21 protein-coding genes and 2 tRNA genes are annotated in these 26,899 nt (G+C 59.5%); 9 read left to right on the top strand and 14 right to left on the bottom strand.

The features are described 5' to 3' along the window. Positions 1 to 166: 166 nt before the first annotated feature. The 9 genes from V6607_RS04270 to V6607_RS04230 all read left to right on the top strand — a co-directional run bounded on the left by V6607_RS04270 (position 167) and on the right by V6607_RS04230 (position 13,065). Positions 167 to 1,573 carry a polynucleotide adenylyltransferase PcnB gene (locus V6607_RS04270; RefSeq protein ID WP_003212161.1) on the top strand — a complete coding sequence of 469 codons (1,407 nt, stop codon included), beginning with the start codon at positions 167 to 169 and terminating at the stop codon, positions 1,571 to 1,573. A 4-nt stretch (positions 1,574 to 1,577) separates the two neighbouring features. Continuing rightward, entirely contained in the window at positions 1,578 to 2,066 is a 489-nt protein-coding gene (gene folK, locus V6607_RS04265) for a 2-amino-4-hydroxy-6-hydroxymethyldihydropteridine diphosphokinase (RefSeq protein ID WP_003212163.1), read from the top strand. A gap of 348 nt (positions 2,067 to 2,414) precedes the next feature. After that, complete coding sequence (gene panB, locus V6607_RS04260; RefSeq protein ID WP_008436874.1) at positions 2,415 to 3,215, top strand: 3-methyl-2-oxobutanoate hydroxymethyltransferase; 801 nt, start codon at positions 2,415 to 2,417, stop codon at positions 3,213 to 3,215. Next, the gene (gene panC / locus V6607_RS04255) at positions 3,212 to 4,063 is read left to right on the top strand and encodes a pantoate--beta-alanine ligase (RefSeq protein ID WP_134325720.1); all 852 of its coding nucleotides are present in this window, start codon (positions 3,212 to 3,214) and stop codon (positions 4,061 to 4,063) included. Before panB ends, panC begins: the two co-directional genes overlap by 4 nt. Before the next feature lie 225 nt (positions 4,064 to 4,288). Beyond that, on the top strand, positions 4,289 to 5,953 hold the full coding sequence (gene pgi, locus V6607_RS04250; RefSeq protein ID WP_076013744.1) for a glucose-6-phosphate isomerase: 1,665 nt from the start codon (positions 4,289 to 4,291) through the stop codon (positions 5,951 to 5,953). A 184-nt stretch (positions 5,954 to 6,137) separates the two neighbouring features. Continuing rightward, positions 6,138 to 8,075, top strand: coding sequence for an acetate--CoA ligase (gene acs / locus V6607_RS04245; RefSeq protein ID WP_134325719.1), 1,938 nt, complete (start codon positions 6,138 to 6,140; stop codon positions 8,073 to 8,075). 6 nt (positions 8,076 to 8,081) lie between these two features. Next, positions 8,082 to 8,957, top strand: coding sequence for an oxygenase MpaB family protein (locus V6607_RS04240; RefSeq protein WP_134325718.1), 876 nt, complete (start codon positions 8,082 to 8,084; stop codon positions 8,955 to 8,957). A 43-nt stretch (positions 8,958 to 9,000) separates the two neighbouring features. After that, the gene (locus V6607_RS04235; protein WP_134325717.1) at positions 9,001 to 10,017 is read left to right on the top strand and encodes a class I SAM-dependent methyltransferase; all 1,017 of its coding nucleotides are present in this window, start codon (positions 9,001 to 9,003) and stop codon (positions 10,015 to 10,017) included. Between the two features lie 108 nt (positions 10,018 to 10,125). Further along, the gene (locus tag V6607_RS04230) at positions 10,126 to 13,065 is read left to right on the top strand and encodes a DUF748 domain-containing protein (RefSeq protein WP_003212176.1); all 2,940 of its coding nucleotides are present in this window, start codon (positions 10,126 to 10,128) and stop codon (positions 13,063 to 13,065) included. Between the two features lie 330 nt (positions 13,066 to 13,395). On the opposite strand, the gene V6607_RS04225 is transcribed toward V6607_RS04230, so the two are convergent. The 14 genes from V6607_RS04225 to folP all read right to left on the bottom strand — a co-directional run bounded on the left by V6607_RS04225 (position 13,396) and on the right by folP (position 26,896). Beyond that, positions 13,396 to 14,016, bottom strand: coding sequence for a BON domain-containing protein (locus V6607_RS04225; protein WP_003212178.1), 621 nt, complete (start codon positions 14,014 to 14,016; stop codon positions 13,396 to 13,398). A 295-nt stretch (positions 14,017 to 14,311) separates the two neighbouring features. Continuing rightward, complete coding sequence (gene pnp / locus V6607_RS04220) at positions 14,312 to 16,417, bottom strand: polyribonucleotide nucleotidyltransferase (RefSeq protein WP_003212180.1); 2,106 nt, start codon at positions 16,415 to 16,417, stop codon at positions 14,312 to 14,314. 194 nt (positions 16,418 to 16,611) lie between these two features. Next, on the bottom strand, positions 16,612 to 16,881 hold the full coding sequence (gene rpsO, locus V6607_RS04215; RefSeq protein ID WP_003177875.1) for a 30S ribosomal protein S15: 270 nt from the start codon (positions 16,879 to 16,881) through the stop codon (positions 16,612 to 16,614). Between the two features lie 159 nt (positions 16,882 to 17,040). Further along, positions 17,041 to 17,958: a tRNA pseudouridine(55) synthase TruB gene (gene truB / locus V6607_RS04210; protein WP_003212182.1), complete on the bottom strand. Its 918-nt coding sequence runs from the start codon at positions 17,956 to 17,958 to the stop codon at positions 17,041 to 17,043. A 3-nt stretch (positions 17,959 to 17,961) separates the two neighbouring features. Beyond that, on the bottom strand, positions 17,962 to 18,363 hold the full coding sequence (rbfA, locus tag V6607_RS04205; protein ID WP_003212184.1) for a 30S ribosome-binding factor RbfA: 402 nt from the start codon (positions 18,361 to 18,363) through the stop codon (positions 17,962 to 17,964). A gap of 159 nt (positions 18,364 to 18,522) precedes the next feature. After that, complete coding sequence (gene infB / locus V6607_RS04200; RefSeq protein ID WP_003212186.1) at positions 18,523 to 21,045, bottom strand: translation initiation factor IF-2; 2,523 nt, start codon at positions 21,043 to 21,045, stop codon at positions 18,523 to 18,525. A gap of 27 nt (positions 21,046 to 21,072) precedes the next feature. Then, the gene (nusA, locus tag V6607_RS04195) at positions 21,073 to 22,554 is read right to left on the bottom strand and encodes a transcription termination factor NusA (protein ID WP_003212187.1); all 1,482 of its coding nucleotides are present in this window, start codon (positions 22,552 to 22,554) and stop codon (positions 21,073 to 21,075) included. Positions 22,555 to 22,601: 47 nt separating this feature from the next. Further along, positions 22,602 to 23,060, bottom strand: coding sequence for a ribosome maturation factor RimP (gene rimP, locus V6607_RS04190; protein WP_003235029.1), 459 nt, complete (start codon positions 23,058 to 23,060; stop codon positions 22,602 to 22,604). Positions 23,061 to 23,200: 140 nt separating this feature from the next. Further along, positions 23,201 to 23,277, bottom strand: a tRNA-Met gene (locus tag V6607_RS04185). A 96-nt stretch (positions 23,278 to 23,373) separates the two neighbouring features. Then, positions 23,374 to 23,459, bottom strand: a tRNA-Leu gene (locus tag V6607_RS04180). Between the two features lie 21 nt (positions 23,460 to 23,480). After that, complete coding sequence (secG, locus tag V6607_RS04175; RefSeq protein WP_026078118.1) at positions 23,481 to 23,864, bottom strand: preprotein translocase subunit SecG; 384 nt, start codon at positions 23,862 to 23,864, stop codon at positions 23,481 to 23,483. 4 nt (positions 23,865 to 23,868) lie between these two features. Next, positions 23,869 to 24,624: a triose-phosphate isomerase gene (tpiA, locus tag V6607_RS04170; protein WP_003212194.1), complete on the bottom strand. Its 756-nt coding sequence runs from the start codon at positions 24,622 to 24,624 to the stop codon at positions 23,869 to 23,871. A gap of 66 nt (positions 24,625 to 24,690) precedes the next feature. Continuing rightward, positions 24,691 to 26,028 carry a phosphoglucosamine mutase gene (gene glmM / locus V6607_RS04165; protein WP_003212196.1) on the bottom strand — a complete coding sequence of 446 codons (1,338 nt, stop codon included), beginning with the start codon at positions 26,026 to 26,028 and terminating at the stop codon, positions 24,691 to 24,693. Positions 26,029 to 26,044: 16 nt separating this feature from the next. Continuing rightward, entirely contained in the window at positions 26,045 to 26,896 is an 852-nt protein-coding gene (gene folP / locus V6607_RS04160) for a dihydropteroate synthase (RefSeq protein WP_087693399.1), read from the bottom strand. Positions 26,897 to 26,899: the final 3 nt, after the last annotated feature.

The following is a 26,899-nucleotide window of genomic DNA, read 5'->3' as shown; positions in this document are numbered from 1 at the left end:
TCCCCTTGTAGTTTCTGCGATTTGGCACTTGCCACCCTTCTTTTAAGCTTCTGGCTCAAGCCTTGCAGCTAGTTCCTACACCATCCCCTGACTAAATGCTAGAATCCCGGCCCATCATGCGGTCATTCTTCGTTATGGCCGAACATTCCTTCAAACAGTGCATCCCATGCTGAAGAAGTTGTTCCAGTCATTCCGTTCTCCCTTGCGTCGTACGCAACACAAACGCAGCACGCCTGAAGTGCTCAATAGCAGCCAGCATTCGCTGCAACGCGCCCAGTTCAGCCGTTATGCGGTGAACATCGTCGAACGTTTGCAGAACGCCGGCTACCAGGCCTACCTGGTTGGCGGTTGCGTGCGCGACATGTTGCTCAATATCACTCCCAAGGATTTCGACGTCGCCACCAGCGCCACGCCGGAACAAGTGCGTGCCGAATTCCGCAATGCGCGGATCATCGGCCGGCGCTTCAAGTTGGTGCACATCCACTTTGGTCGCGAGATCATCGAGGTCGCGACCTTCCGCGCCAACCATCCGCAAAACGATGAAGAAGAAGACACTAACCAGTCTTCCCGCAATGAAAGCGGGCGCATCCTGCGGGACAACGTCTATGGCACCCTGGAAGAAGACGCGCAACGCCGCGACTTCACCATCAACGCCTTGTATTACGACCCGGTCAGCGAGCGCATCCTCGATTACGCCAATGGCGTACACGACATCCGCAACAACTTGCTGCGCCTGATCGGCGACCCGACGCAACGCTACCAGGAAGACCCGGTGCGCATGCTGCGGGCCGTGCGTTTTGCCGCCAAGCTGAACTTCGGCATCGAGAAGCACACGGCCGCGCCGATTCGCGACCTGGCGCCGATGCTGCGGGAAATCCCGTCGGCACGCCTGTTCGAAGAGGTGCTCAAGCTGTTCCTCTCCGGCTATGCTGCCGACACCTTCGAAATGCTGGTTGACCTGCAGTTGTTCGACCCACTGTTCCCGGCCAGCGCCGAAGCACTGGAGTACAACCCGACCTACACCCACACGCTGATCAGCGAAGCCTTGATCAACACCGACCTGCGCATCAAGCAGAACAAACCGGTAACCCCGGCGTTCCTGTTTGCCGCCCTGTTGTGGCCAGCGCTTCCAAAACGCGTCATGCGCTTGCAAGACCGTGGCATGCCGGCAATTCCGGCCATGCAGGAAGCCGCTCACGAGCTGATCGCCGAGCAATGCCAGCGCATCGCCATCCCGAAACGCTTCACCATGCCGATCCGCGAGATCTGGGACATGCAGGAGCGCCTGCCACGCCGCAGCGGCAAACGCGCCGATCTGCTGCTGGACAACCCGCGCTTCCGTGCCGGCTATGACTTCCTGCTGCTGCGCGAAAGCGCCGGCGAACAGACCGACGGCCTGGGCGAATGGTGGACCGACTACCAGGACGCCAACGACAGCCAGCGCCGCGAGATGATCAAAGAGCTCAGCAGCAAAGGCGAAGCCACCGGCGATGGCCCGAAAAAACGTCGCCGCAGCAGTGGCAGCAAGCGCAAACGCAGCGCTGGCGATTCATCGAGCGCGTCGGGCGAGTAAGCACGTGGAACGTATCTACGTCGGCATGGGCAGCAACCTGGCTGCCCCTGAACAACAATTGCGCGACGCCATCGAGGCCCTCGCGCAATTGCCGGACACCACGCTGGCGGGCGTCTCCGCCTTCTATCAAAGTGATTCCCTGCTCCCGGGCCAGCCGCGCTATACCAATGCGGTCGCGGCCCTGGACAGCGCGCTTGCACCACTGGAACTGCTCGATGCGCTGCAAGCCATCGAGAATGACCAGGGCCGCGAGCGTCTTGAGCGTTGGGGCCCGCGCACCCTGGACCTGGATATCCTGGTGTTTGGCGACCGGCTGATCGATGAGCCGCGCTTGAAGGTGCCGCACTATCAAATGCACCTGCGGGCGTTCGTGCTTTACCCGCTGGCAGAACTGGCCCCGGCCAGCCTGCAACTGGCCGATGGCCGCCTGCTCGGCGACCTGCTGGATGCCTGCCCGTTTGTCGGCCTGGAACGCCTGCCTTCAAACCTGTAGGAGCGAGCTTGCTCGCGAAAAACCTGAGAGCACCGCTGGGCGCCAGGCTTCCCGCGTCATCATTGACGACCTTCGCGAGCAAGCTCGCTCCTGCATTTACTACGCATCATTTACTGCTGAATCGCATCAGTAACAGCGGTAACACCACCGCCGTAACAATGCGGTAACACATCCAATTGACTTCCAGAGTCCTCCTCACGACTATAGGCGTCCCGCTGCCGCCTACCCGGCGCTAAAGGGCGCAATCCAGGCCTTATAAGCACTGATCCTTAAGAAAGTGCGCCTGTATAAACGAAGACTCACGCGCGTTACTCGCTGTTTCCAAGCGCCTGAATGAGGACCCTTTTCATGCCAAACGTTACCCTGAGCACCTTGCAGAGCCTCAAGCTCAAAGGTGAAAAGATCACCATGCTGACCTGCTACGACGCCACTTTTGCCCAGGCCAGCAGCCAGGCAGGAGTTGAAGTGTTGCTGGTGGGGGACTCCCTGGGCATGGTTCTACAAGGGAATGACAGCACCCTGCCCGTCACCAATGATGAAATCGCTTACCACACGGCCTGCGTCAAGCGCGGCAACGAAGGCGCCTTCATCATTGCCGACCTGCCCTTCATGGCCGATGCCACCATCGAACAGACCCTGACCAACAGTGCTCAACTGATGCGTGCCGGTGCACACATGATCAAGGTTGAAGGTGCCGCCTGGCTCGCCGAGTCGATTCGTTTGCTGGCTGAACGCGGCGTGCCGGTTTGCGCGCACATGGGCCTGACGCCACAGTCGGTGAATATCCTCGGCGGCTACAAGGTACAAGGCCGCGGCGAAGCCCAGGCGCGCCAGATGCGGGCCGATGCCATCGCCCTTGAACAGGCCGGTGCGTGCATGATTCTGCTCGAATGCGTGCCAAGCGAGCTGGCAGCGGAAATCACCCAGGCCGTTAAAGTACCGGTGATCGGTATCGGCGCCGGTTCTGCCACAGACGGCCAGGTATTGGTACTGCATGACATGCTGGGCCTGTCCCTTACCGGCCGCGTACCCAAGTTCGTGAAGAACTTCATGGCGGGCCAGGACAGTATCCAATCAGCCCTCGCCGCCTACGTCAGCGAAGTCAAAGCCGTCACCTTCCCGGGCGCCGAACACGGATTCTCCGCATGAACACCGTCAAGACCGTGCGCGAACTGCGCGCCGCCGTCACCCATGCCCGCAGCGCGGGCAAACGCATCGGCTTCGTGCCCACCATGGGCAACCTGCACAGCGGCCATGCCACGCTGGTCACCAAGGCTGCGCAACAAGCCGATTTCGTGGTGGCGAGCATTTTCGTCAACCCGCTGCAATTTGGCGCCGGCGAAGACCTGGACAAATACCCGCGCACCCTGGCGGCCGACCAGGAGAAGCTCTTGCAAGCCGGTTGCAACCTGCTGTTCGCCCCGACCGTCGAGGAGATGTACCCCGACGGCATGGCCGGCCAGACACGCGTCAGCGTGCCGCAACTGTCCGAAGGCCTGTGCGGCGCCAGCCGGCCCGGGCATTTTGAAGGCGTGGCCACGGTGGTCAGCAAGCTGTTCAACATGGTCCAGCCGGACCTGGCGATCTTTGGCCAGAAGGACTACCAGCAACTGGCGGTGATTCGCGCCATGGTCCATGACCTGAACATGCCGATCCAGATTATCGGCGAGCCGACCGTGCGCGCCGACGACGGCCTCGCGCTGTCGTCGCGCAATGGTTACCTCACCGACGAGCAGCGCGCGATCGCACCGGTGCTGTACCGCAGCCTCAGCCAGATCGCCGCCGCCATTGAAGCGGGCGACCGCGACTTCGCCAAACTGCGCGCCGCACAGGCCCAGCAGATCGAAGCGGCAGGTTTTCGCATGGACTACCTGGAGGTTCGCCAGGGCCTGCACCTGCGTCCGGCCACCGCCGAAGACAAGGACCTGGTGATCCTGGTCGCCGCCTACCTGGGCGCCACCCGGCTGATCGACAACCTGCATCTGCACCTGAACTGACCCCGCCGCACACCCCGCCTGTTGCACTGCCTGATCGGCCGGTATAAAAAAGTACCGGCCACAGCGCAGACAAAGCCAAGACAGATCGACACGCTAGGTTTAATGTATTCGCCCTACGCTCTTCGTTGGCGTTGACCGGAGCCTGTCATCTTCACAAAGACAGGACATTCCCGGCTTTCAAGTGTCCTAAAAGCAGTCCCAGCAATAAAAAGGAAACCCGCAGCGATGGCGTACTACCGCACTCCTCATGACGTTACCGCTCTGCCCGCCTGGCAAGCGCTCAATCAACATCGCCAAGCCATGCAGGATTTCAGCATGCGCGAAGCCTTTAATGCCGATCCCCAGCGCTTTACCCAGTTCACCTTGAGCAGCTGCGGACTTTTCCTCGATTACTCGAAAAACCTGATCACCAGCGAAACCCGCGACCTGCTGGTAGGCCTGGCCAAGGAAGTCGACCTTCAGGGCGCGATCAAGTCGCTGTTCAACGGCGAGCCGGTCAACTCTTCCGAAGGCCGCCCGGCGCTGCACACCGCACTGCGTCGCCCGGTGGGTGACAAGCTGTCGGTCAACGGCGTGAACATCATGCCGGACGTGCACAAGGTGCTGAACCAGATCACTGACCTGGTCGGCCGCATCCACGACGGCCTGTGGCGTGGCTACACCGAGAAGCCGATCACCGACGTGGTGAACATCGGTATCGGTGGCTCGTTCCTCGGCCCGGAGCTGGTGTCTGAAGCGCTGTTGTCCTACGCCCACAAAGGCGTGCGCTGCCATTACCTGGCGAACATCGACGGCAGCGAGTTCCACGAGCTGACCATGAAGCTGCGCGCCGAGACCACGCTGTTCATCGTCTCGTCAAAATCCTTCAACACCCTCGAAACCCTGAAAAACGCCCAGGCCGCCCGCGCCTGGTACCTGGCCCAGGGTGGCTCGGAAGCCGAGCTGTATCGCCACTTCATCGCCGTATCGAGCAACAACGCGGCGGCCGTGGCCTTCGGTATCCGCGAAGAGAACATTTTCCCGATGTGGGACTGGGTGGGCGGTCGTTACTCGCTGTGGTCGGCCATCGGCCTGCCCATCGCGCTGGCCATCGGCATGTCCAACTTCAAGGAACTGCTGTCCGGCGCCTACACCATGGACCAGCATTTCCAGACCGCTCCATTCGAGGCGAACATGCCGGTGCTGCTCGGCCTGCTGGGCGTGTGGTACGGCAACTTCTGGGGCGCGCAGAGCCACGCAATCCTGCCGTACGATCACTACCTGCGTAACATCACCAAGCACCTGCAACAGCTGGACATGGAATCCAACGGCAAGAGCGTGCGCCAGGACGGTACGCCGGTTTCCACCGACACCGGCCCGGTTATCTGGGGCGGCGTAGGCTGCAACGGCCAGCATGCTTACCACCAGCTGCTGCACCAGGGCACCCAACTGATCCCGGCCGACTTCATCGTGCCGATCGTCAGCTTCAACCCGGTCTCCGACCACCATCAGTGGCTGTACGCCAACTGCCTGTCCCAGAGCCAGGCCCTGATGCTCGGCAAGACCCGCAGCGAAGCTGAAGCCGAGCTGCGCGACAAAGGCATGGACGAGGCCGAAGTGCAGAAGCTGGCACCGCACAAGGTGATCCCGGGCAACCGTCCGAGCAACACCATTGTGGTTGAACGCATCAGCCCTCGCCGTCTTGGCGCACTGGTGGCGATGTATGAACACAAAGTGTTCGTGCAAAGCGTCATCTGGGGCATCAACGCGTTCGACCAGTGGGGCGTGGAGTTGGGCAAGGAGCTGGGCAAAGGCGTCTACAACCGCCTGACCGGCACCGAAGAACAGCCTGCGGACGACGCGTCCACCCAAGGGTTGATCAACTACTTCCGCGGCCGTCACCGCGGTTGATGGTATCAGCACTACAATGAGGGTCTGAACCTGCGGGAGCGGACCCTTGTAGGAGCTGGCTTGCCAGCGATTGCAACACCTCGGTGAAACTCACTACCGAGGTGATGCAATCGCTGGCAAGCCAGCTCCTACGAGGGTCGCAAAGCTCCCCTCTTGTCGCAAAAAACAAGAATAAGGATCCCTCATGTTCGATATCAGCACGTTCCCCACCGCCGATGCCGTCCGCCGGGCTGCGCAACTCAGTCAAGAGGAATACCAGCGCCTCTACCGCCAATCCGTCGAGCAACCCGATACGTTCTGGGCCGAACAGGCCAAGCGTTTTCTCGACTGGAGCACGCCTTGGCAGACCGTCCAGAAATCCGACATCAAGACCGGCGCCGCGCAATGGTTTGCCGGAGGCCAACTGAACGTCAGTTACAACTGCATCGACCGTCACCTCGCGCAACGCGCTGATCAGCCGGCCTTCATCTGGGAGGGCGATGATCCTGCGACGTCTTCCAAAATTACCTACCGCCAGCTCCACCAAAACGTCAGCCGCCTGGCCAACGTGCTGAAAAGCCGTGGCGTGAAGAAAGGCGACCGGGTGTGCATCTACATGCCGATGATTCCCGAGGCGGCCTACGCGATGCTGGCCTGTACGCGGATCGGTGCGGTGCATTCGGTGGTGTTTGGCGGATTCTCGCCGGACGCCCTGCGCGACCGCATTCTCGACGCCGATTGCCACACGGTGATCACCGCCGATGAAGGCGTGCGCGGCGGCAAGCCGGTGGCGCTGAAACAGAATGTCGACAAGGCCCTGGCCAGTTGCCCGGGTGTCAGCACGGTACTGGTGGTGCAGCGCACTGGCGCGGCAGTCAATTGGACTGAAGGGCGCGACCTCAAGTATCAACAGGCCCTGGATGCAGCCAGCGACGACTGCCCGCCCGAGCCGATGGATGCGGAAGACCCGCTGTTTATCCTCTACACCTCCGGCAGCACCGGCAAACCCAAAGGTGTGTTGCACACCACCGGCGGTTACCTGCTGCAGGCTGCGATGACCTTCAAGTACGTGCTCGATTACCGTGACGGCGAAGTGTTCTGGTGCACCGCCGATGTCGGCTGGGTCACCGGCCACAGCTATATCGTGTACGGGCCACTGGCCAATGGTGCGACCTCGCTGATGTTCGAAGGCGTGCCGAGCTACCCCGACAGCTCGCGGTTCTGGCAGGTGATCGACAAACACAAGGTCAACATCTTCTACACCGCGCCGACCGCGTTACGCGCGCTGATGCGGGAAGGCCACGGGCCACTGGAAAACACTTCCCGCGCCAGCCTGCGCCTGCTGGGCAGTGTCGGCGAGCCAATCAACCCGGAGGCCTGGGACTGGTACTTCAACGCGGTCGGCGAACAACGCTGCCCGATTGTCGACACCTGGTGGCAGACCGAAACCGGCGGCATCATGCTCAGCCCGCTGGTCAGCGCCCAGCGCATCAAGCCCGGCTGCGCTACCCAGCCGATGTTTGGCGTAGTGCCGGTGCTGCTTGATGAGCAAGGCAAGGAAATCAGTGGCGCCGGCAGCGGCGTGCTGGCGATCAAATCCAGCTGGCCAGGGCAGATCCGCAGCGTGTACGGCGACCCGCAGCGGATGATCGACACCTATTTCAAACCCTACCCCGGCTACTACTTTACCGGCGACGGCGCGCGGCGCGACGAGGACGGTGACTACTGGATCACCGGCCGCATCGACGACGTGATCAACGTTTCCGGGCACCGCATCGGCACCGCCGAAGTCGAAAGCGCCCTGGTGCTGCATGATCAGGTCGCAGAAGCCGCGGTGGTCGGTTATCCACACGACGTAAAAGGCCAGGGCATCTATGCCTTCGTCACGCCCATGAATGGCGTCGAGCCCGACGACGCGCTGAAAAAGCACCTGTTGGACCTGGTCAGCAAGGAAATCGGCAGCTTCGCCAAGCCCGAGCTGATTCAATGGGCGCCGGCCTTGCCGAAAACCCGCTCAGGCAAGATCATGCGGCGGATCCTGCGCAAGATTGCCTGCAACGAGCTGGACAGCCTGGGGGATACGTCCACCCTCGCCGACCCGAGCGTGGTGGATGGCCTGATCGACAAGCGCCTCAACCGCTAGGAACCCATGGAATTCATTCGCAGCCGCATCGAAAACCAGCTGATGAGCCTGACCGGCTTGTCGCTGGGCCAACTCGACCTGGAGAACCCCAAGGGCGATCCGGGTCTCTTTGGGCCGAACTCGGTGAGCTGGAAGGTCCATGGCGACTTCAGCAGCATGTTGATCGGCGGCATCAGCGCGTTGATGTTGCAGGCATTGCACCCGCTGGCGTTGGCCGGCGTGTGGGACCACTCGAACTTTCGGCAGGACATGCTGGGGCGGTTACGACGCACCTCGCAGTTCATTTCCGGCACCACGTTTGGTTCGCGGCGTGACGCCGAATGGCTGATCGAGAAAGTGCGCACCATTCACCTGCAAGTGGTCGGCCATGCACCGGACGGCCGACCGTATGCCGCCAGTGATCCCGAGTTGCTGACCTGGGTGCATGTGGCGGAGGTCAGCAACTTTCTCGCGGCCCACCTGCGTTATCGCAACCCGGATTTATCTCCGAGGGATCAAGACCGGTACTACAGCGAAATCGCCCTGGTGGCCGAGCAATTGGGCGCGCGCCATGTGCCGCGTTCGCGCCAGGAAATTTCCGATTACCTTGAGCGTATCCGCCCGCAACTGCTGTGTGACCAGCGCAGCGACGAAGTCCTGCGCCTGCTGCTCAATGCGCCGTCTCCGAGCACCCTGGCCAAGCCGTTTGGCTCGCTGATGATGCAGGCCGGTATCGACCTGCTGCCGGACTGGGCCAGCGACATGCTCGGGCAGAAGCAAAGCCCGATCCAGCGCCAGATGATTCGTGCCGGGGTCAGGCGCAGCGCGCCGTTGTTGCGCTGGGCCATGCGCAATGGTTCGGTGCAGCGGGCCCACAGGCGAATGGGCCTGCTGGAGCCATAACTGTTAAACTCCCGCGCCCCAATTACTCTGCAAGGCGCGCACTATGTCTTCCTTGAATCAGGCGCTGCGCGCCGCCCTCGATCATCGCCAGGACCTGCTCGCCGAGTTGCATGCACAAGGTACCGATTGCTATCGCCTGTTCCACGGCAGCCAGGAAGGCGCCGGCGGCCTGACGATCGACCGCTACGGCCCGCAACTGCTGGTGCAGAGTTTTCACCAGTCGCTGGAAAGCGACGACCTGTTGCACCTGCATCAAGCAATCAACCAGCACCTGGGGCTTGAACTGCTGCCGGTCTACAACGACCGCTCCCGGGGCAACTCGCGCATCGACCGTGAAGACACGGTGTACCGCGCCGAGCCCGCAGCCCTGGAAGACCTGGTCGGCCACGAATGGGGCCTCAATTACCGCGTGCGCGGCCGCCATGCCGGGCAAGACCCGCTGTTGTTCCTGGACCTGCGCAACACCCGTGGCTGGGTCAAGGCACACAGCGCCGGCAAAAGCGTGCTGAACCTGTTTGCCTACACCTGCGGCGTAGGCCTGAGTGCTGCTGCCGGTGGCGCTCGTGAGGTGTGCAACCTGGACTTTGCCGAGGGCAACCTGGCGGTCGGTCGCGAAAACGGTCAACTCAACCCGCAATTGCCGACGATGGAATTCATCCAGTCCGACTACTTCCCGGCAATCCGCCAGCTGGCCGGCCTGCCCATCAGCCAGCGTCGGGGGCAGAAGCTGCCGAGTTACCCGCGCCTGGAGCAGCGTCAATACGATCTGGTACTGCTCGACCCACCCGCCTGGGCCAAGAGCGCCTTCGGTACCGTCGACCTGCTGCGCGACTACCAGAGCCTGCTCAAGCCGGCGCTGCTGGCCACGGCCGACAACGGCGTGCTGATCTGCTGCAACAACCTGGCGAAAGTCGGCATGGACGACTGGCGTGACCAGGTCCTGCGCTGCGCGGAAAAGGCCGGGCGCCCGGTGCGCGACTGGCAGGTCATGACACCCGGCGCAGACTTCCCGTCCCACGACCAGCAACCACCGCTGAAGACCCTGATCCTGCAACTGTAGGACTTGTCCCAAAAGGGTCAGGGCGCAGTAATAAAGGCCCGACTCTTCGGAACCGTAAACCCGTGCCATACTCCAAGGCACTCTTGATTGACATAGATGGCGTCACATATGCCCAAAGGATTGATTCGCGCCGCTGGCGCCTTGCTGACCGCCCTTGCCCTGTACAGCTTGCTGGGCTTCCTGATTCTCCCCGGCATTGCCCTTCGCGTGGCCAACCAACAGTTGGCCAACTACGCCACGGTGCCGGCGCGTGTCGAGCGTATCGAGCTCAACCCGTTCAGCCTCGAACTGACCGTGTGGGGCCTGAATATCGGTGAGCCGGGCAAGGAGCAAGTGGCCTTTGAACGCCTCTATGCCAACCTGCAGATCGACAGCCTGTGGACCCGCGCCCTGCACCTGGCCGACGTACAACTCGACAAGCCCAAGACCGAGCTGCTGTTCGACAAATCCGGCCAGCTCAACCTGGCGCAGCTGTTCAAACTCCCGGCCAGCGAACCGACACCAACCGATCCGAACGCCAAGCCATTCCCGCTGCGCATCGATAACATCAAGCTGGCAGGCGGCTATGTGCACTTCCAGGATTTGCGCCCGAGCGAGCCGATCGAGTTTCTCTACGACAAACTCGATTTCGAGCTGAAAAACCTCAGCACGCTGCCCGATGACAACGCCGACATGACCCTGGTAGCAGCCGGCCCTGAAGGCGGCCAGATCGACTGGACCGGTAACTTCAGCCTGATCCCGATCGCCTCCGAGGGCAAACTCAAGGTTACCGACGGCAAGATGAAAGTCTGGTGGCCGTATGTGCGTGACGCGGTGCCGCTGGTTCTGGAAGACGGCATCCTCAACTTCAGCACCGACTACAAGCTGAGCCTGGCCAAGGAAACCGAGCTGAACCTGACCAACGTCGCCCTGAGTGTCGCGCCGTTTGCGATCAAGGCACCGGATGGCCGGCCGCTCGCGCGCCTGCAGAAGCTGGACGTCAGCGAAACCACCGTGGACCTGGCCAAACAGCAAGTGATCGTCGGCAAGATCCGCAGTAATAAACTCGAAACCTGGGCCGCCCTTGAAGCCGACGGCCAGCTGGACTGGCAGAAGCTGTTTGCCAGCCAACCGAGCAAACCTGCAACTGCACCCGCAGCCGAGCCAGCCACCGCACCCGCTACCGCCGACTCGCCAAAACCTGCACCGGCAGCGCCGAGCAAGCCTTGGCAAGTGCTGCTCAAGGACGTGCAACTGCGCGACTATCAAGTGCATCTGGCTGACCGCTCGGCCAAACCGGCAGTCGCCCTGGAAGTCGGGCCGCTGAACCTTGACCTGCAGGGTTTCGACAGCCTTAACCAGAGCCCTTTTACCCTCAAGCTCGATACCGGCGTAGGCAAACAAGGCAAGCTCGAGGCGACCGGCCAGGTCAACCTGAGCCCGGTCAGCGCCAAGCTGAAAGTGGACACCAAAGACATCGACCTGCGCGTCGCCCAGTCCTATATCAGCCCGTTTATCCGCCTGGAACTGCGTAGCGGCATGCTCGGCAGCAACCTCGACGTGAACCTGAAAAGCACCGCCCCCCTGGCATTCCAGGTGACCGGCCGGGCCCAGGTCGACCAGTTGCACACCCTGGACACCATGAAGACCCGCGACTTCCTCAAGTGGCAGCGCCTGGTGCTGGAAGGCGTGAATTATCAACATGGCGACAGCCTGTCGATCGACAAGGTCAACCTGTTGCAGCCCTATGCGCGCTTCATGATCAACGATGACCGCACCACCAACATCGATGACCTGCTGATCCCGCAGCCGGCCAACAGCCCCGGCAAGTCCGCGGCGAAACCTGCGGCCAGCAAAGAGAAGCCCCTGGGCATTCATATTGGTCAAATTGCGATCAACGACGGCTCGGCCAACTTCGCCGACTTCAGCCTGACCCCGAACTTCGCCACGGCCATCCAGCAGCTCAACGGCCAGATCGGCACCATTGACAGTCGCCAGGCCAAACCGGCCAGCGTCGACGTCAAGGGCAAGGTTGACCGTTATGCACCGGTCACCATCAAGGGCAGCGTGAATCCGTTTGACCCGATGGCCGCACTGGATATCGCCACCAGCTTCAAACGCGTCGAACTGACCACCCTGACGCCATACTCGGGCAAGTTTGCCGGGTTCCGCATCCGCAAGGGTCGGCTCAACCTTGACCTGCATTACGTCATCACCAAGGGCCAGTTGAAGGCCGAAAACAAGGTGGTGGTCGAGCAACTGCAACTGGGTGAGAAGGTCGACAGCGCCGACGCCGTGGACCTCCCGATTCGCCTGGCGATAGCCCTGCTCAAGGACTCCGACGGCAAGATCTCGATCGAACTGCCGGTGACCGGCGACTTGAACAACCCGCAGTTCAGCGTCATGCCGATTGTCTGGCAGACCCTGCGCAACCTGGTAGTGCGTGCGGCCACGGCGCCATTCAAGTTCATTGGCGGCCTGATCAGCGGTGGTGGTGCCCAAGACCTTGGCAACGTGTCGTTTGCCGCAGGCTCCAGCGAGCTGAGCAAGGATTCCCAGTCGGCCCTCGACAGCCTGGCCAAAGCCCTCAAGGAGCGCCCTGCGCTGCGCCTGGAGATCGAAGGCACCGCCGCTGCCAGCAGTGACGGCCCGCTTTTGGCCGCACAACGGCTGGAACGCGAATACCAGTACAACTACTACAAGATCCTCCAGCGCCGTGGCGACAAGGTGCCGGCCCAGGCGTCGCTGCTTGAAGTACCGGAAAAGGAAAAGGCGCCGCTGCTGGAAGGCATCTACCGCACCCGCCTGAAACAACAGCCTCCGGCCGAATGGAAAGACCTGAGCAATGACGAGCGCACCGCCAAGCTGCGGGACGGTGTGATCAAGTTCTGGAGTGGCAGTGACGTGTTGCTGCGCCAACTGGGCCAGGACCGCGCCAGCGCGATCAAGGACTACCTGGTAGACAAGGCGCAGCTGGAAGATGAGCGGGTTTACTTTATCGATGCAAACCTTGGGGAAGCGGAGAAAGATGGTCGGGTGGTAACACCGATGCATCTGGATGCCGAATAAACCGGCACCCGCTGAGCACCTGTGGCGAGGGGGCTTGTCCCCCGTTGGGCTGCGTAGCGGCCCCAATGAGGGCGTCGCGGTCATTCAGGCGGATCACCGTCGTCATACCAAGGGGCCGCTACGCAGCCCAACGGGGGCAAGCCCCCTCGCCACAAGAGCCTCGCTGACCTCCCCACTTTTCTACCCACAATAGAACAGGCCCCGACACAAGTGCCGGGGCCTGTAATGACCACATCCGTGTGGTCGGTCGCATGAACCTGTGAGGTGCATTGAGCGGATATCTAACTCGCTCGTGGCCGCCTCCGCCTAGCTCAGGCGATTCTTTAAGCGTTACTCTGCTTTCAGGCCGTCGGCCGATACAGCTTTAACGCCTTTGATTTTCTTGGTGATGTTCACCGCGGTAGTTTTCTGCGCTTCAGTCACTGCGACGGTCGACGACAGGGAAACTACGCCTTTGTTGGTTTCGACTTTGATGTCGGTGCCAGGAATACCTTTCTCGGTTACCAGGTCAGCTTTCACTTTGGTGGTGATCCAAGTGTCCGAGGTGGACTCTTTGGCACCAGCAGCTGCGCTTTTGGTTTTGTCGACGTTATCAGCCTTGGTAGCGCCGCCAGCCATCAGGCCGTCAGCCGAAACTGCGGTTACGCCTTTGATTTTCTTGGTGATCGCTACAGCAGTAGCTTTCTGAGCGTCGGAGATAGCAACTGTCGAGGACAGGGAAACCACACCTTTGTTGGTCTCAACCTTAATGTCCGAACCAGGAATACCTTTCTCGGTCAGCAGGTCAGCTTTGACTTTGGTGGTGATCCAGGTATCCGAAGTGGACTCTTTAGCCTTGGTGACTTCACCGGCCGCCAGCGTCATAGGGGCTTGGGAAGTCTGAGCAAAGGCTACGTTAGCACCCATGGCCAGGGTCAGAGCGGTAGCAGTAGCGAGAGCGAACTTCTTCATACGAGTAACTCCTGTTTTATTAAAAGTCTGCAGTACGTAAACCTTGATGCTGCAGCGTTAACAGGGATATTGCAGACAGTGTGCCAACTCGATGCGAACAATTAAATCCTTATAAAACAATACGTTATGAAAACAGGTGATTTTCGGAATCGTGCAACTTGCATGAAGACGAACGTGCCTGCATGCAAGTTGCGGCTTTTGGGGTATGGCTAAACGCCTGATTTCGCGACACTTTCCCGCAGGCATAAAAAAAGGACTCCGAAGAGTCCTTTTTCAGCTTGCAGCGACGGGGTGATTAAACGCCCGAAGCCTTGGCTGCTGCTACGTCCTTGATGGACAGCTTGATACGGCCGCGGTTGTCCACGTCCAGTACCAGCACTTCCACTTCCTGGCCTTCTTTCAGGATGTCGGTCACTTTCTCAACGCGAGCATCGCTCAGCATGGAGATGTGAACCAGACCGTCCTTGCCCGGCAGGATGTTGACGAATGCGCCGAAGTCGACGATGCGCTCAACCTTACCGACGTAGATCTTGCCGATCTCGGCTTCAGCAGTGATACCCAGGACGCGCTGACGTGCCGCTTCAGCCGCTTCCTTGGTTTCGCCGAAGATCTTGATCGAGCCGTCGTCTTCGATGTCGATCGAAGCCTTGGTCTCTTCACAGATCGCACGAATGGTCGCGCCGCCTTTACCGATAACATCACGGATTTTGTCGGTGTCGATTTTCATCGCGATCATGGTCGGAGCATTTTCCGACAGTTCGGTACGGGACTGGCCAATGATCTGGTTCATCTGACCGAGGATGTTCAGGCGCGCTTCCAGGGCTTGGCCCAGAGCGATTTCCATGATTTCTTCGGTGATGCCCTTGATCTTGATGTCCATCTGCAGCGCGGTAACACCTTTGGCGGTACCGGCTACTTTGAAGTCCATGTCGCCCAGGTGGTCTTCGTCGCCCAGGATGTCGGTCAGGATGGCGAACTTCTCGCCTTCTTTAACCAGGCCCATGGCGATACCGGCAACCGGTGCCTTCATCGGAACGCCGGCATCCATCAGAGCCAGGGAAGCGCCGCAGACCGAAGCCATGGAGCTGGAACCGTTGGACTCGGTGATTTCCGACACAACACGAATGGTGTACGGGAACACGTCGGCGGCAGGCAACATGGCTGCAATCGAACGACGGGCCAGACGGCCGTGACCGATTTCGCGACGACCAGCGCCACCCATGCGACCACACTCACCTACCGAGAATGGAGGGAAGTTGTAGTGCAGCATGAACGGGTCTTTTTTCTCGCCTTCCAGGGTGTCCAGCAGCTGTGCGTCACGGGCAGTACCCAGTGTTGCAACAACCAGGGCCTGGGTTTCACCACGGGTGAACAGGGCCGAACCGTGGGTTTTTGGCAGAACGCCGACTTCGATGTTCAGCGGACGTACGGTGCGGGTGTCGCGGCCGTCGATACGTGGCTTGCCGTTAACGATGTTTTCGCGAACGGTGCGGTATTCGATTTCGCCGAAGGCTGCTTTGACTTCGCTGGAAGAAGGCTGGCCTTCTTCACCGGACAGCTTGGCAACAACCTGGTCCTTCAACTCACCCAGGCGAGCGTAACGGTCGGCCTTGATGGTGATGGTGTAGGCGTCGGAGATAGCGGTGCCGAACTCGGAGCGGATAGCGCCCAGCAGTGCGGTAGCTTCTGGCTGAGGAGCCCAGGTCCAGGTTGGCTTGGCAGCTTCAGCGGCCAGTTCCTTTACAGCGTTGATCACAACCTGGAACTCGTCGTGAGCAAACAGTACAGCGCCCAGCATCTGGTCTTCGGTCAGCTCTTTGGCTTCCGATTCAACCATCAACACGGCTTCCGAAGTACCGGCAACGACCATGTCCAGGCTCGAAGCTTTCTGCTGTTCGTAAGTCGGGTTCAGCAGGTAGCCGGTGCTTTCGTGGAATGCAACACGGGCAGCGCCGATCGGGCCATCGAAAGGAATACCGGAGATGGCCAGGGCCGCCGAGGTACCGATCATCGCAGCGATGTCCGGATCGGTCTTCTTGCTGGTGGAAACGACGGTGCAGACAACCTGCACTTCGTTCATGAAGCCTTCTGGGAACAGCGGACGGATCGGACGGTCGATCAGTCGGGAAGTCAGGGTTTCTTTCTCGGAAGGACGGCCTTCACGCTTGAAGAAACCACCAGGGATCTTACCTGCAGCGTAAGTCTTTTCCTGGTAGTGAACGGAAAGAGGGAAGAAGCCTTTGCTTGGGTCAGCGGTCTTGGCGCCTACAACGGTCACCAATACGGTGACGTCGTCGTCAACGGTAACCAGCACTGCGCCGGAGGCTTGACGGGCGATACGGCCTGTCTCGAGGGTAACGGTCGACTGACCGAACTGGAATTTTTTGATAACCGGGTTCACGGTGTCCTACCTTCTTTGTGGCTCTTGGGGAACTTGTCTTCTTGCGAAATTCTTGGGCAATGTCGGGAATCGGCCCAACGCCTGTCCAGGGTAAAACGTGTATCCAGATAAAACTTGAGGCTGGAAGCCTGCCATGGGCCAGCGGGAAACCCACTGACACACGACAGCCAACCAACCTCTAGCGCAATCGCTTATTAGCGACGCAGACCCAGGCGACCGATCAGAGTCTGATAACGACCCAGATCCTTGCCTTTCAGGTAGTCCAGCAGCTTACGGCGCTGGTTTACCATGCGGATCAGACCACGACGGGAGTGGTGATCTTTACCGTTGGCCTTGAAGTGACCTTGCAGCTTGTTGATGTTGTGGGTCAGCAGTGCAACTTGCACTTCTGGCGAACCAGTGTCACCAACAGCTTGCTGATAGTCAGCAACGATTTGTGCTTTTTCTTGAACGTCGAGAGCCATGAGGCAATCCTTTTTTCAGGAAACCACCCAAAGGGCAGTTTCAACAGGCCAGGGACAAATCCCTGTATCTAAAAATGAGTAGTGACCATGCCTGCTAACAGCCACCCTCGTTCCAGTTTGAGTAAAAGCTACTGCGCTTTTACCACAAACTGGTTTCGGTCATTCTGACCGAATCAGTCGACGCGGCGCGATGCGCCCGTCTTCGCTCACTTCACCGATACCGATAAAGCGACCGTTGTGATCTTGTACCCGCACCATGCCGAACTTCGGGGCATCCGGTGCACGTACCGGCTGGCCGTTAAGCCAGTAGAACGCGCTGTGCTCCGAGAAGTGCAGCAATGGCCAATCCAGTAAACCGCTGTCCGATGGCATCAGGAAGCGATCAACCGCTTCGTTGCCGCCTTCGGCATGCACTGCTTCCAGCTCTTCCAGCGTGACCGTCTGGGCCAGGGTGAAAGGGCCTGCCTGGGTGCGTCGCAGTTCTGCAACGTATGCGCCACAGCCTAGTTGCTCACCGATATCTTCCACGAGGGTGCGGATATAGGTGCCTTTGCTGCAGTCCACCGCCAACCGGGCAGTGTCGCCTTCAGCGGCGAGCAATTCCAAGCGCGCAATAGTAACAGAACGCGGTTCGCGCTCCACCACTTCCCCTGCACGTGCCAGCTTGTAAAGAGGCTGGCCATCACGCTTGAGAGCCGAGTACATCGGCGGTATCTGACTGATTTGCCCACGAAAAGCAGGTAAGGCAGCTTCGATATCAGCACGACCAACGGTCACCTCGCGAACCTGCAAAACATCACCTTCGGCGTCTGCCGTGGTGGTGGTCTTGCCCAGTTGCATCAGGGTCTCGTAGCCCTTGTCGGAATCGAGCAGGTATTGCGAAAACTTGGTGGCCTCGCCGAAGCACAACGGCAACACGCCGGTGGCCAAGGGGTCGAGGCTGCCGGTGTGCCCTGCCTTCTCGGCATTGAGCAGCCAGCGAACCTTCTGCAACGCCGCATTGGAGGTAAAACCAATGGGCTTGTCGAGCAGAATGATGCCGCTGACATTACGACGGATACGTTTGACCTGAGCCACCGATTACTCCTTGGCGTCTTCAGGCGTGGCGGATTCCGGGTGCTGATTGTCTTCAGCCACGGCCCGCTCGATCAGTGCCGACAGGTGCGCGCCACGCACGACACTTTCGTCGTAGTGGAAGTGCAACTGAGGAACGCTGCGCAGCTTCATTTCGCGGGCCAACTGCATACGCAGGAAACCTGCGGCGGAGTTGAGCACCTTGATGCTTTGCGCGATTTCTTCGCTGTTGTCCTGACCCATCACGGTGATGAAGATCTTGGCGTGACCAACGTCACGGCTGACTTCAACGGCGGTGATGGTGACTAGGCCAACACGTGGGTCTTTTACTTCACGACGGATCAGCTGTGCCAGCTCACGCTGCATCTGATCGCCGATACGTTGGGTACGGCTGTATTCTTTTGCCATGTCTTGTTACCTGTTGCTGCCACACGGTGAAACCCGTGGGGTCTGAAAGCGGCAAACGCCCGGCCTGACAAAAGCCAGACCGGGCGTTGCGTTTAGAGTCCGGACACAGCGCCAGGCATTTGCATGCCCGGGCGCTGCGTGGCCCTTGAAGTACGCGAGTTAGAGGCTGCGAGCAACCTGGACCTTCTCGTAGACTTCGATCTTGTCACCCGCCTTGACGTCGTTGTAGCTCTTGACGCCAATACCGCATTCCATGCCGGCACGTACTTCGGAAGCGTCATCCTTGAAGCGGCGCAGGGATTCCAGCTCGCCTTCGAAGATAACGATGTCTTCACGCAGTACACGGATTGGACGGTTACGGTGCACAACACCTTCGATAACCATGCAACCGGCGATCGCGCCGAATTTCGGCGAGCGGAACACGTCACGCACCTCGGCCACACCCAGGATGTTCTCCCGGACGTCGCTGCCAAGCATGCCGGTGAGGGCTTTCTTGACGTCTTCGATGATGTCGTAGATGACGTTGTAGTAACGCATGTCCAGGCCTTCCTGCTCGACGATCTTCCGTGCGCCAGCATCGGCACGCACGTTGAAGCCGAACAGTACAGCGTTGGAGGCCAGCGCCAGGTTGGCATCGGATTCGGTGATACCACCGACACCGCCGCCGACCACACGCACTTGCACTTCGTCGTTACCCAGGCCATTCAAGGCGCCGTTCAACGCTTCGAGGGAACCACGAACGTCAGATTTGAGGACGATGTTAAGCGTCTTCTTCTCTGCCTGGCCCATGTTCTCGAAGATGTTTTCCAGCTTGCCGGCGTGAGCACGGGCCAGCTTGACTTCGCGGAACTTGCCTTGACGGAACAGAGCCACTTCACGGGCTTTCTTCTCGTCCGACAGCACGCTCATCTCGTCGCCAGCGTCCGGGGTACCGTCCAGGCCGAGGATCTCGACAGGGATGGAAGGACCGGCTTCCTTGATTGGCTTGCCGTTCTCGTCGAGCATGGCACGTACACGGCCATAGTTCGAACCGACCAGGACCATGTCGCCTTGGCGCAGGGTACCGTCTTGAACCAGAACGGTTGCAACCGGGCCACGACCCTTGTCGAGACGCGATTCAACCACAACACCACGACCCGGGGCCGATGGAGTTGCTTTCAGTTCAAGAACTTCGGCTTGCAGCAGGACAGCTTCGAGCAGTTCGTCTACACCGGTACCGACTTTCGCCGAAACCGAAACGAATGGCGTATCACCGCCCCACTCTTCGGAAGTCACGCCGTGAACCGACAGTTCGCTACGGATGCGATCGAGATCGGCGCCCGGCTTGTCGATTTTGTTCACTGCAACAACCAGAGGAACACCAGCGGCTTTAGCGTGCTGGACAGCTTCAATGGTCTGCGGCATTACGCCGTCGTCCGCTGCAACTACCAGGATCACGATGTCAGTCGCCTTGGCACCACGGGCACGCATGGCGGTAAACGCGGCGTGACCAGGGGTGTCGAGGAAGGTGACCATGCCGCGTTCGGTTTCAACGTGGTATGCGCCGATGTGCTGGGTGATGCCGCCGGCTTCGCCTGCAGCTACCTTGGCACGACGGATATAGTCGAGCAGCGAGGTCTTACCATGGTCAACGTGGCCCATTACGGTCACGACTGGCGCACGGGAGAACGTCTCGCCTTCAAACTTCAGGGACTCGGCCAGGGAATCTTCCAGGGCGGTGTCGCTGACCAGGGTCACTTTGTGGCCCAGCTCTTCAGCAACCAGTTGGGCAGTTTCCTGGTCCAGTACCTGGTTGATGGTCGCTGGGGTACCCAGTTTGAACATGAACTTGATGATTTCAGCAGCCTTGACCGACATCTGATTGGCGAGGTCGCCAACAGTGATGGTCTCGCCGATCTGCACGTCACGCACGACAGGGCCGGTTGGGCTCTGGAAACCGTGGGCGTTGCGCTTCTTCAGCTTGGCCTTGCCGCGACCACCGCGACGGAAGCTGTCGCTTTCTTCGTCGGTAGTACGTGGGGCAACACGTGGTGCTGGCGCCTTCTCTTTGACCGAAGCACGATGTGGAGCGTTTTTGCGCTCACCATCGCCACTGCCACGACGATTGTTATCGTCGGCACGTGGTTTGTCCGGGCGGCGAGGTTCTTCGCGTTTGCGAGCGTCGGCTGCAGGAGCTGGCGCGGCGGCAACCGGAGCGGCCTCACGAACAGCTTCAACAGGCGCGCTAGGCGCAGCAACGGCCTCAGTGTTAGCAGGTTGCGCAGCAGCAGGCTGGCGACGCGCTTCTTCTTCGGCGCGACGCTTGGCTTCTTCTTCAGCCTTCTGACGAGCAGCATTTTCTACTGCGCGACGTTCTTCCAGTTCGCGTTTGCGCTCGGCTTCGATTTCTTCCGGGCTGCGCTGTACGAAGACTTTCTTCTTGCGTACTTCAACGCTGATGCTCTTGCTGCCAGCAACACGCAGGGTGCTGGTGGTTTTGCGCTGCAATGTAATCTTGCGCGGTTCTTCCACTTTCGCCTTGTGGCTGCTCTTCAAGTGAGTCAGCAAAGACTGCTTCTCACTATCGCTCACACCTTCATCGGCGGCGGTGTGCGGCAGACCTGCCTCACGCATCTGCTGCAACAGGCGCTCTACCGGTGTTTTGACCTCATCGGCCAGTTGTTTCACCGTGACTTGCGTCATGCACTTCTCTCCTCAGGCCGCGCCTAATTACTCGAACCAATGGGCTCGGGCGGCCATGATCAACTTGCCGGCACGATCATCGTCAATGCCGTCGATGTCGAGCAGGTCGTCAATAGACTGCTCGGCCAGGTCTTCGCGGGTAATTACGCCGCGCACCGCCAGTTCCATCGCCAAATCCTTGTCCATACCCTCAAGCGAGAGCAGGTCTTCGGCCGGATGGGCGTCTGCCAGCTTTTCCTCAGTAGCGATGGCTTTAGTCAACAAACGATCCTTGGCCCGAGCGCGAAGCTCGTTGACGGTGTCTTCGTCAAAGCCGTCGATGTTGAGCATTTCTTCCAACGGTACGTAGGCAATCTCTTCCAGGCTGGTGAAGCCTTCATCTACCAGCACCTGTGCCAGGTCTTCGTCGACTTCCAGCTCGTCGATGAAGTTGCGCAGGATGTCACCGGTTTCTGCTTGCTGCTTAGCCTGGATGTCCGATTCGGTCATCACGTTCAGGGTCCAGCCGGTCAACTGGCTGGCCAAACGTACGTTCTGACCACCGCGACCGATGGCCTGAGCCAGATTGTCTGCGCCAACGGCGATGTCCATTGCATGGGCATCCTCGTCAACGATAATTGCCGCCACTTCAGCAGGCGACATTGCGTTGATCACGAACTGCGCAGGGTTATCGTCCCACAGGACGATGTCCACACGCTCACCGCCCAATTCGCCCGACACTGCCTGGACGCGCGAACCGCGCATACCAATGCAAGCGCCTTGCGGGTCGATGCGTTTGTCCTTGGAGCGGACCGCGATCTTGGCGCGTGAACCCGGATCGCGGGACGCAGCCATGACTTCGATCAGGCCTTCGGCAATTTCCGGCACTTCGATGCGGAACAGCTCGATCAGCATTTCCGGCGCGGTACGCGACAGGATCAACTGAGGGCCGCGGTTCTCGGTGCGGATTTCCTTGAGCAGCGCACGCAAGCGCACGCCAACCCGGAAAGTTTCGCGGGAAATGATGTCTTCGCGGGCCAGCAACGCTTCAGCGTTGTTACCCAGGTCGACGATCACGTTGTCGCGAGTGACTTTTTTCACGGTGCCGGAGATGATTTCCCCCAGGCGCTCGCGATAAGCGTCAACGACTTGAGCGCGCTCGGCTTCGCGGACCTTCTGCACGATGACTTGCTTGGCAGTCTGTGCAGCGATGCGGCCGAACTCGATGGATTCGATCTTTTCTTCGACGACATCACCGACCTGGGCGCCCGGATGCGTTTCAGCAACCTTGCTCGGCCAGGTTTCGATGGCCGGATCATCAAGATCGGCTTCTTCGACGACCGTCCAGCGACGGAAAGTCTCGTAGGCACCGGTGTGGCGGTTGATTTCCACACGCAGATCAACTTCGTCTTCAAAACGCTTTTTGGTAGCAGTGGCCAGGGCCAGCTCCAGCGCTTCAAAAATCACGTTTGCCGGTACGCCCTTTTCATTGGATACCGACTCAACAACCAGCAGTACTTCTTTGCTCATCGTACGCCTCGCCTTTCGCAAGCCATTGGATCCGCGGGATCCGCGTCTCAGTCAAAACTGGGAATAATGTTGGCCTTGTCGATCATATCGATCGGCAACAGGAACTCATGGTCTTCTACCTGCACCACGACGTCCTGCTCTTCTACACCGCGCAGAAGGCCCTGAAAGTTGCGTCGCCCTTCAAAGGGAGAGCGCAGCTTGATCTTCACTTGTTCACCGGCAAATTTTGCAAACTGATCAATAGTGAACAGTGGGCGTTCCATGCCAGGCGAGGAAACTTCGAGGGTGTATTCAACGGAGATCGGGTCTTCAACATCCAGGACACCGCTGATCTGACGGCTGACAATGGCACAATCGTCCACCAGCACGCCGCCCTCTTTATCGATATAAACGCGCAACATTGAGTGGCGACCTTGAGCCGAAAACTCAATACCCCAGCATTCATAGCCTAGGGCCACGACCACCGGGGCCAACAAGGCCTGCAACTCTTCTAGCTTGCTCGACACCTGAACCCCCTCGTGCATGTATGTGCATGCTGTGCAAAATAAAAAAATGGGCGAAACGCCCATCCTTGAAACGCCGTCGAACAGCGGCGTTGAAAGTGTCCAGCTAACAAAAAGCCCCTTAAAAGGGGCTCCGCTAAAACTGGTTGCGGGGGCCGGATTTGAACCGACGACCTTCGGGTTATGAGCCCGACGAGCTACCAGACTGCTCCACCCCGCGACAAAGCTGGGGCGGAAGTATACGACCGATCCCTTACAGGGTCAATGTAACCTTCCACCTACAAGAAAGCCCGCAACAGCGGGCTCTCCTGATAATTGGTACCGAGAAGGGGACTCGAACCCCTACACCCTATGGGCACAACCACCTCAAGGTTGCGTGTCTACCAATTCCACCACCTCGGCAATACAGCGTTTACAACCTTCTTACTTCTGCTCTTGAGCTGGAGGTACGTCAGTCGCTGGAGTAGCCGACTTTTGCTCTTGAAGCACCGGGACATCATCAGAAGCCGGTTTTGCTTTTGGTACTTCCAACACTGCTGGGTTTGGGAGACCTACTTGAGTCAGCACATGAGCTTTCTCTTTAGCAAAGTAACCTAACCCCAAGCTGGTTATGAAGAAACCGGCGGCAAGTATAGCAGTAAACTTACTAAGAAAGGTAGAGGAACCTTGGCTTCCGAACACAGTATTTGAAGCACCTGCCCCGAAAGACGCACCAGCGTCCGCACCTTTACCCTGCTGCAGCAAAACCAGAGCAACTACGCCCAGTGCACCCAGCAGATGAAAAACAACGATGACTGTTTCCAGCATTTTTTCAGTTTCCCGCGGCGCGACAAATCGCACCGAACTCATCTGCATTCAGGGAAGCTCCACCAATGAGCCCCCCATCGATATCCGGCATGCCGAACAGTTCGACCGCATTGGCCGCCTTCACGCTGCCGCCGTATAGAAGCCGCACACCTCGTGCGACCTCAGAATTCTCTGCCGCCAACTGCGCGCGGATGGCTGCGTGCACATCCTGCGCCTGTTGCGGCGAAGCAGTCAGCCCGGTGCCAATGGCCCAGACCGGCTCGTAAGCAATTACTGCATTTGCAAAGGCACCGACTCCCAGCTCCTCGATGATGCTGCCCAGCTGACGCCCGACAACCTCAAGAGTTTTACCGGACTCACGCTGCTCAAGGGTCTCCCCTATGCACAACACCGGAACCAAGCCGCAAGCCTGTGCCGCCGCGAATTTGCGATTGAGTGTCCCATCACGCTCGCCCATGATCTGGCGGCGCTCGGAGTGCCCAACAAGCACCAGGGAACAACCCGCATCAACCAGCTGACTCGGTGCAATCTCACCGGTCAACGCACCTTGCATGGATTCCACCGCAGAGTTCTGCGCGCCGACCTGGATCGACTTGCCTTTCAAGCCATCAATCACTTGATTGATATACAAGCAAGGCGGGAATACCGCGACATCAACACCGCTAGGCAAGGCCAAATGACGAAGGCCATTGATCAGCTCAGCGACACTGGCGCGGGTACCGTGCATCTTCCAGTTACCAGCTACCATAGTGCGACGCATGCTGTACCTCGTCGGTCAAAGTGGGCGCAGATGTTACCCAACCACATCATCACTGGCAAGCCGAATTCAGGCGCAAACTTCAGTTACCAGTTTTGCCAGCTCTTCGGCATAGCCGCGAACCTGTGTTTCGTCCTCGCCCTCGACCATTACACGCACCAAAGGCTCGGTACCCGACTTGCGCAGCAAGACCCGGCCACGCCCCGCCATGGCGGCAGTCACGCGCTCACTGGCCTCTTTGACAGCTGGATGCTCGATAGGGTTGTCACCGCCTGCAAAGCGCACGTTGAGCAGCACTTGCGGGCACTTGCGCAACGCCTGCCGCGCCTGGGCCAGGCTTTCTTCACGGCGACGCAGCGCCAGCAGCACCTGCAGCGCCGCAATGATCGCATCCCCGGTAGTCGTGTGCTGGAAGCAGACGATATGACCGGAATTTTCGCCACCCACCTGCCAATTACGCTCCAGCAGGTCGGCAATCACGTAGCGGTCACCGACATTGGCGCGCACAAACGGGATCCCCAGATCTGCCAGGGCCAGCTCCAGGCCAAGATTGCTCATCAAGGTACCGACGACGCCGCCTTGCAGCTTGTTACGCTCATGCAGGTCACGGGCGATGATGAACAACAGGTCGTCGCCATCGACGATCGCGCCAGTGTGGTCGACCATCAATACGCGGTCGCCATCACCATCGAACGCGATGCCCAAGTCGGCATGCTCAGCCAGGACAGCCGCCTGCAACTGCCCCATGTGGGTTGAGCCGCAGTTGTCGTTGATGTTCAGGCCGTTCGGCTGCGCCGACAGTACAGTAACGTCTGCGCCAAGCTCCTTGAACACACTCGGTGCGACTTTGTACGTCGCGCCGTGGGCGCAGTCGATGACGACCTTCAACCCGGCAAAATTGGTGCTGCTAGGCACGCTGCTTTTGCAGAATTCGATGTAACGGCCGGAAGCGTCGTTAATCCGCGATACCTTGCCCAGCTTGCTCGATTCGACGACGGTCATCGGCGCATCCAGCAACTCTTCGATCATGTGCTCGATCTCATCCGGCAGCTTGGTGCCCTGGCCCGAGAAGAACTTGATGCCATTGTCATCGTGGGGATTGTGCGAAGCGCTGATCACGATACCGGCTTCAGCATGAAAGGTACGCGTCAGGTAAGCGATCGCCGGCGTAGGCATCGGCCCCAACAGCATCACATCAGCGCCGGCAGCAGACAGACCTGCCTCCAGCGCAGACTCAAACATATAACCCGAGATACGCGTGTCCTTACCCACCAGGATACGGCAGGCCCCCATGCTGCGGAACGCCATGCCGGCGGCCCAGCCCAGCTTGAGCATGAAATCGGGAGTAATCGGGAATTCGCCGACCCGACCGCGAATGCCATCGGTGCCAAAATACTTTTTAGTCATAAGTGCTCCATCATTCTTATTCGGCTGATTCAACCGCTGCGATCATCCGCACTACATCTATCGTCTCGGCCACGTCATGCACGCGCAAGATGCGCGCACCCTTGACCACGGCAAGTGCCGCAAGTGCCAGGCCGCCATGCAGCCGCTCACCCACGGGACGATTCAACGCCAGACCTATCATGCTCTTGCGCGAAACCCCGACCAACAAGGGGCGACCAAGGGCATGCAGGGATTCCATATGCTTGAACAGGCTTAAATTGTGCTGCAAGGTCTTGGCAAAGCCAAATCCCGGGTCGAGGATTATCCGCTCGGGAGCAATCCCCACAGCCGCGCATTGAGCCATGCGCTCGGCAAGAAAACCTTTCACTTCACCGACCAGATTGTCGTAATGCGGGTCGTCCTGCATCGTGCCCGGCTCGCCAAGCATATGCATCAGGCAAACCGGCAGCCCCGTCGCGGCGGCCGCATCCAGAGCGCCATCGCGCTGCAAAGAGCGCACATCGTTGATCAACCCTGCACCCAGCCGCGCAGTTTCGCGCATAACGGCAGGGGTCGAGGTGTCGACAGAGATGATGACGTCCAGCTCTTGATGGATGCGCTCGACAATCGGAGCAACCCGTTCCAGTTCCTCCAGGGGAGAAACTGCGCGCGCGCCGGGCCGGGTTGATTCGCCACCGACGTCAATCAGAGTCGCACCGGCAGCCACCATCGCTTCCGCATGGCGCAAGGCAGCATCAAGCTGACTGAAGCGACCACCATCGGAAAAGGAATCAGGGGTTACATTAAGAATGCCCATAACGTGTGTATGGGCCAAATCAAGAACCCGGCTGCCGCAAGGCAACCGGGTCGAGGACAACGCAGAAGTCATTTC

Origin of the sequence: Pseudomonas sp. KK18 (genome assembly GCF_037094675.1) — a bacterium.
Classification (GTDB): Bacteria; Pseudomonadota; Gammaproteobacteria; order Pseudomonadales; family Pseudomonadaceae; genus Aquipseudomonas.
The sequence above is the reverse complement of the archived record's forward strand: the minus strand, read 5'-3'. Positions and strand labels throughout refer to the sequence as shown.

Coding starts and splice junctions, on each gene's coding strand:
- V6607_RS04270 (WP_003212161.1), top strand. CDS start 167: ATGCTGAAGAAGTTGTTCCAGTCATTCCGTTCTCCCTTGCGTCGTACG.
- panB (WP_008436874.1), top strand. CDS start 2,415: ATGCCAAACGTTACCCTGAGCACCTTGCAGAGCCTCAAGCTCAAAGGT.
- panC (WP_134325720.1), top strand. CDS start 3,212: ATGAACACCGTCAAGACCGTGCGCGAACTGCGCGCCGCCGTCACCCAT.
- pgi (WP_076013744.1), top strand. CDS start 4,289: ATGGCGTACTACCGCACTCCTCATGACGTTACCGCTCTGCCCGCCTGG.
- acs (WP_134325719.1), top strand. CDS start 6,138: ATGTTCGATATCAGCACGTTCCCCACCGCCGATGCCGTCCGCCGGGCT.
- V6607_RS04240 (WP_134325718.1), top strand. CDS start 8,082: ATGGAATTCATTCGCAGCCGCATCGAAAACCAGCTGATGAGCCTGACC.
- V6607_RS04235 (WP_134325717.1), top strand. CDS start 9,001: ATGTCTTCCTTGAATCAGGCGCTGCGCGCCGCCCTCGATCATCGCCAG.
- V6607_RS04230 (WP_003212176.1), top strand. CDS start 10,126: ATGCCCAAAGGATTGATTCGCGCCGCTGGCGCCTTGCTGACCGCCCTT.
- V6607_RS04225 (WP_003212178.1), bottom strand. CDS start 14,016: ATGAAGAAGTTCGCTCTCGCTACTGCTACCGCTCTGACCCTGGCCATG.
- rpsO (WP_003177875.1), bottom strand. CDS start 16,881: ATGGCTCTCGACGTTCAAGAAAAAGCACAAATCGTTGCTGACTATCAG.
- rbfA (WP_003212184.1), bottom strand. CDS start 18,363: ATGGCAAAAGAATACAGCCGTACCCAACGTATCGGCGATCAGATGCAG.
- infB (WP_003212186.1), bottom strand. CDS start 21,045: ATGACGCAAGTCACGGTGAAACAACTGGCCGATGAGGTCAAAACACCG.
- nusA (WP_003212187.1), bottom strand. CDS start 22,554: ATGAGCAAAGAAGTACTGCTGGTTGTTGAGTCGGTATCCAATGAAAAG.
- secG (WP_026078118.1), bottom strand. CDS start 23,864: ATGCTGGAAACAGTCATCGTTGTTTTTCATCTGCTGGGTGCACTGGGC.
- tpiA (WP_003212194.1), bottom strand. CDS start 24,624: ATGCGTCGCACTATGGTAGCTGGTAACTGGAAGATGCACGGTACCCGC.
- glmM (WP_003212196.1), bottom strand. CDS start 26,028: ATGACTAAAAAGTATTTTGGCACCGATGGCATTCGCGGTCGGGTCGGC.
- folP (WP_087693399.1), bottom strand. CDS start 26,896: ATGACTTCTGCGTTGTCCTCGACCCGGTTGCCTTGCGGCAGCCGGGTT.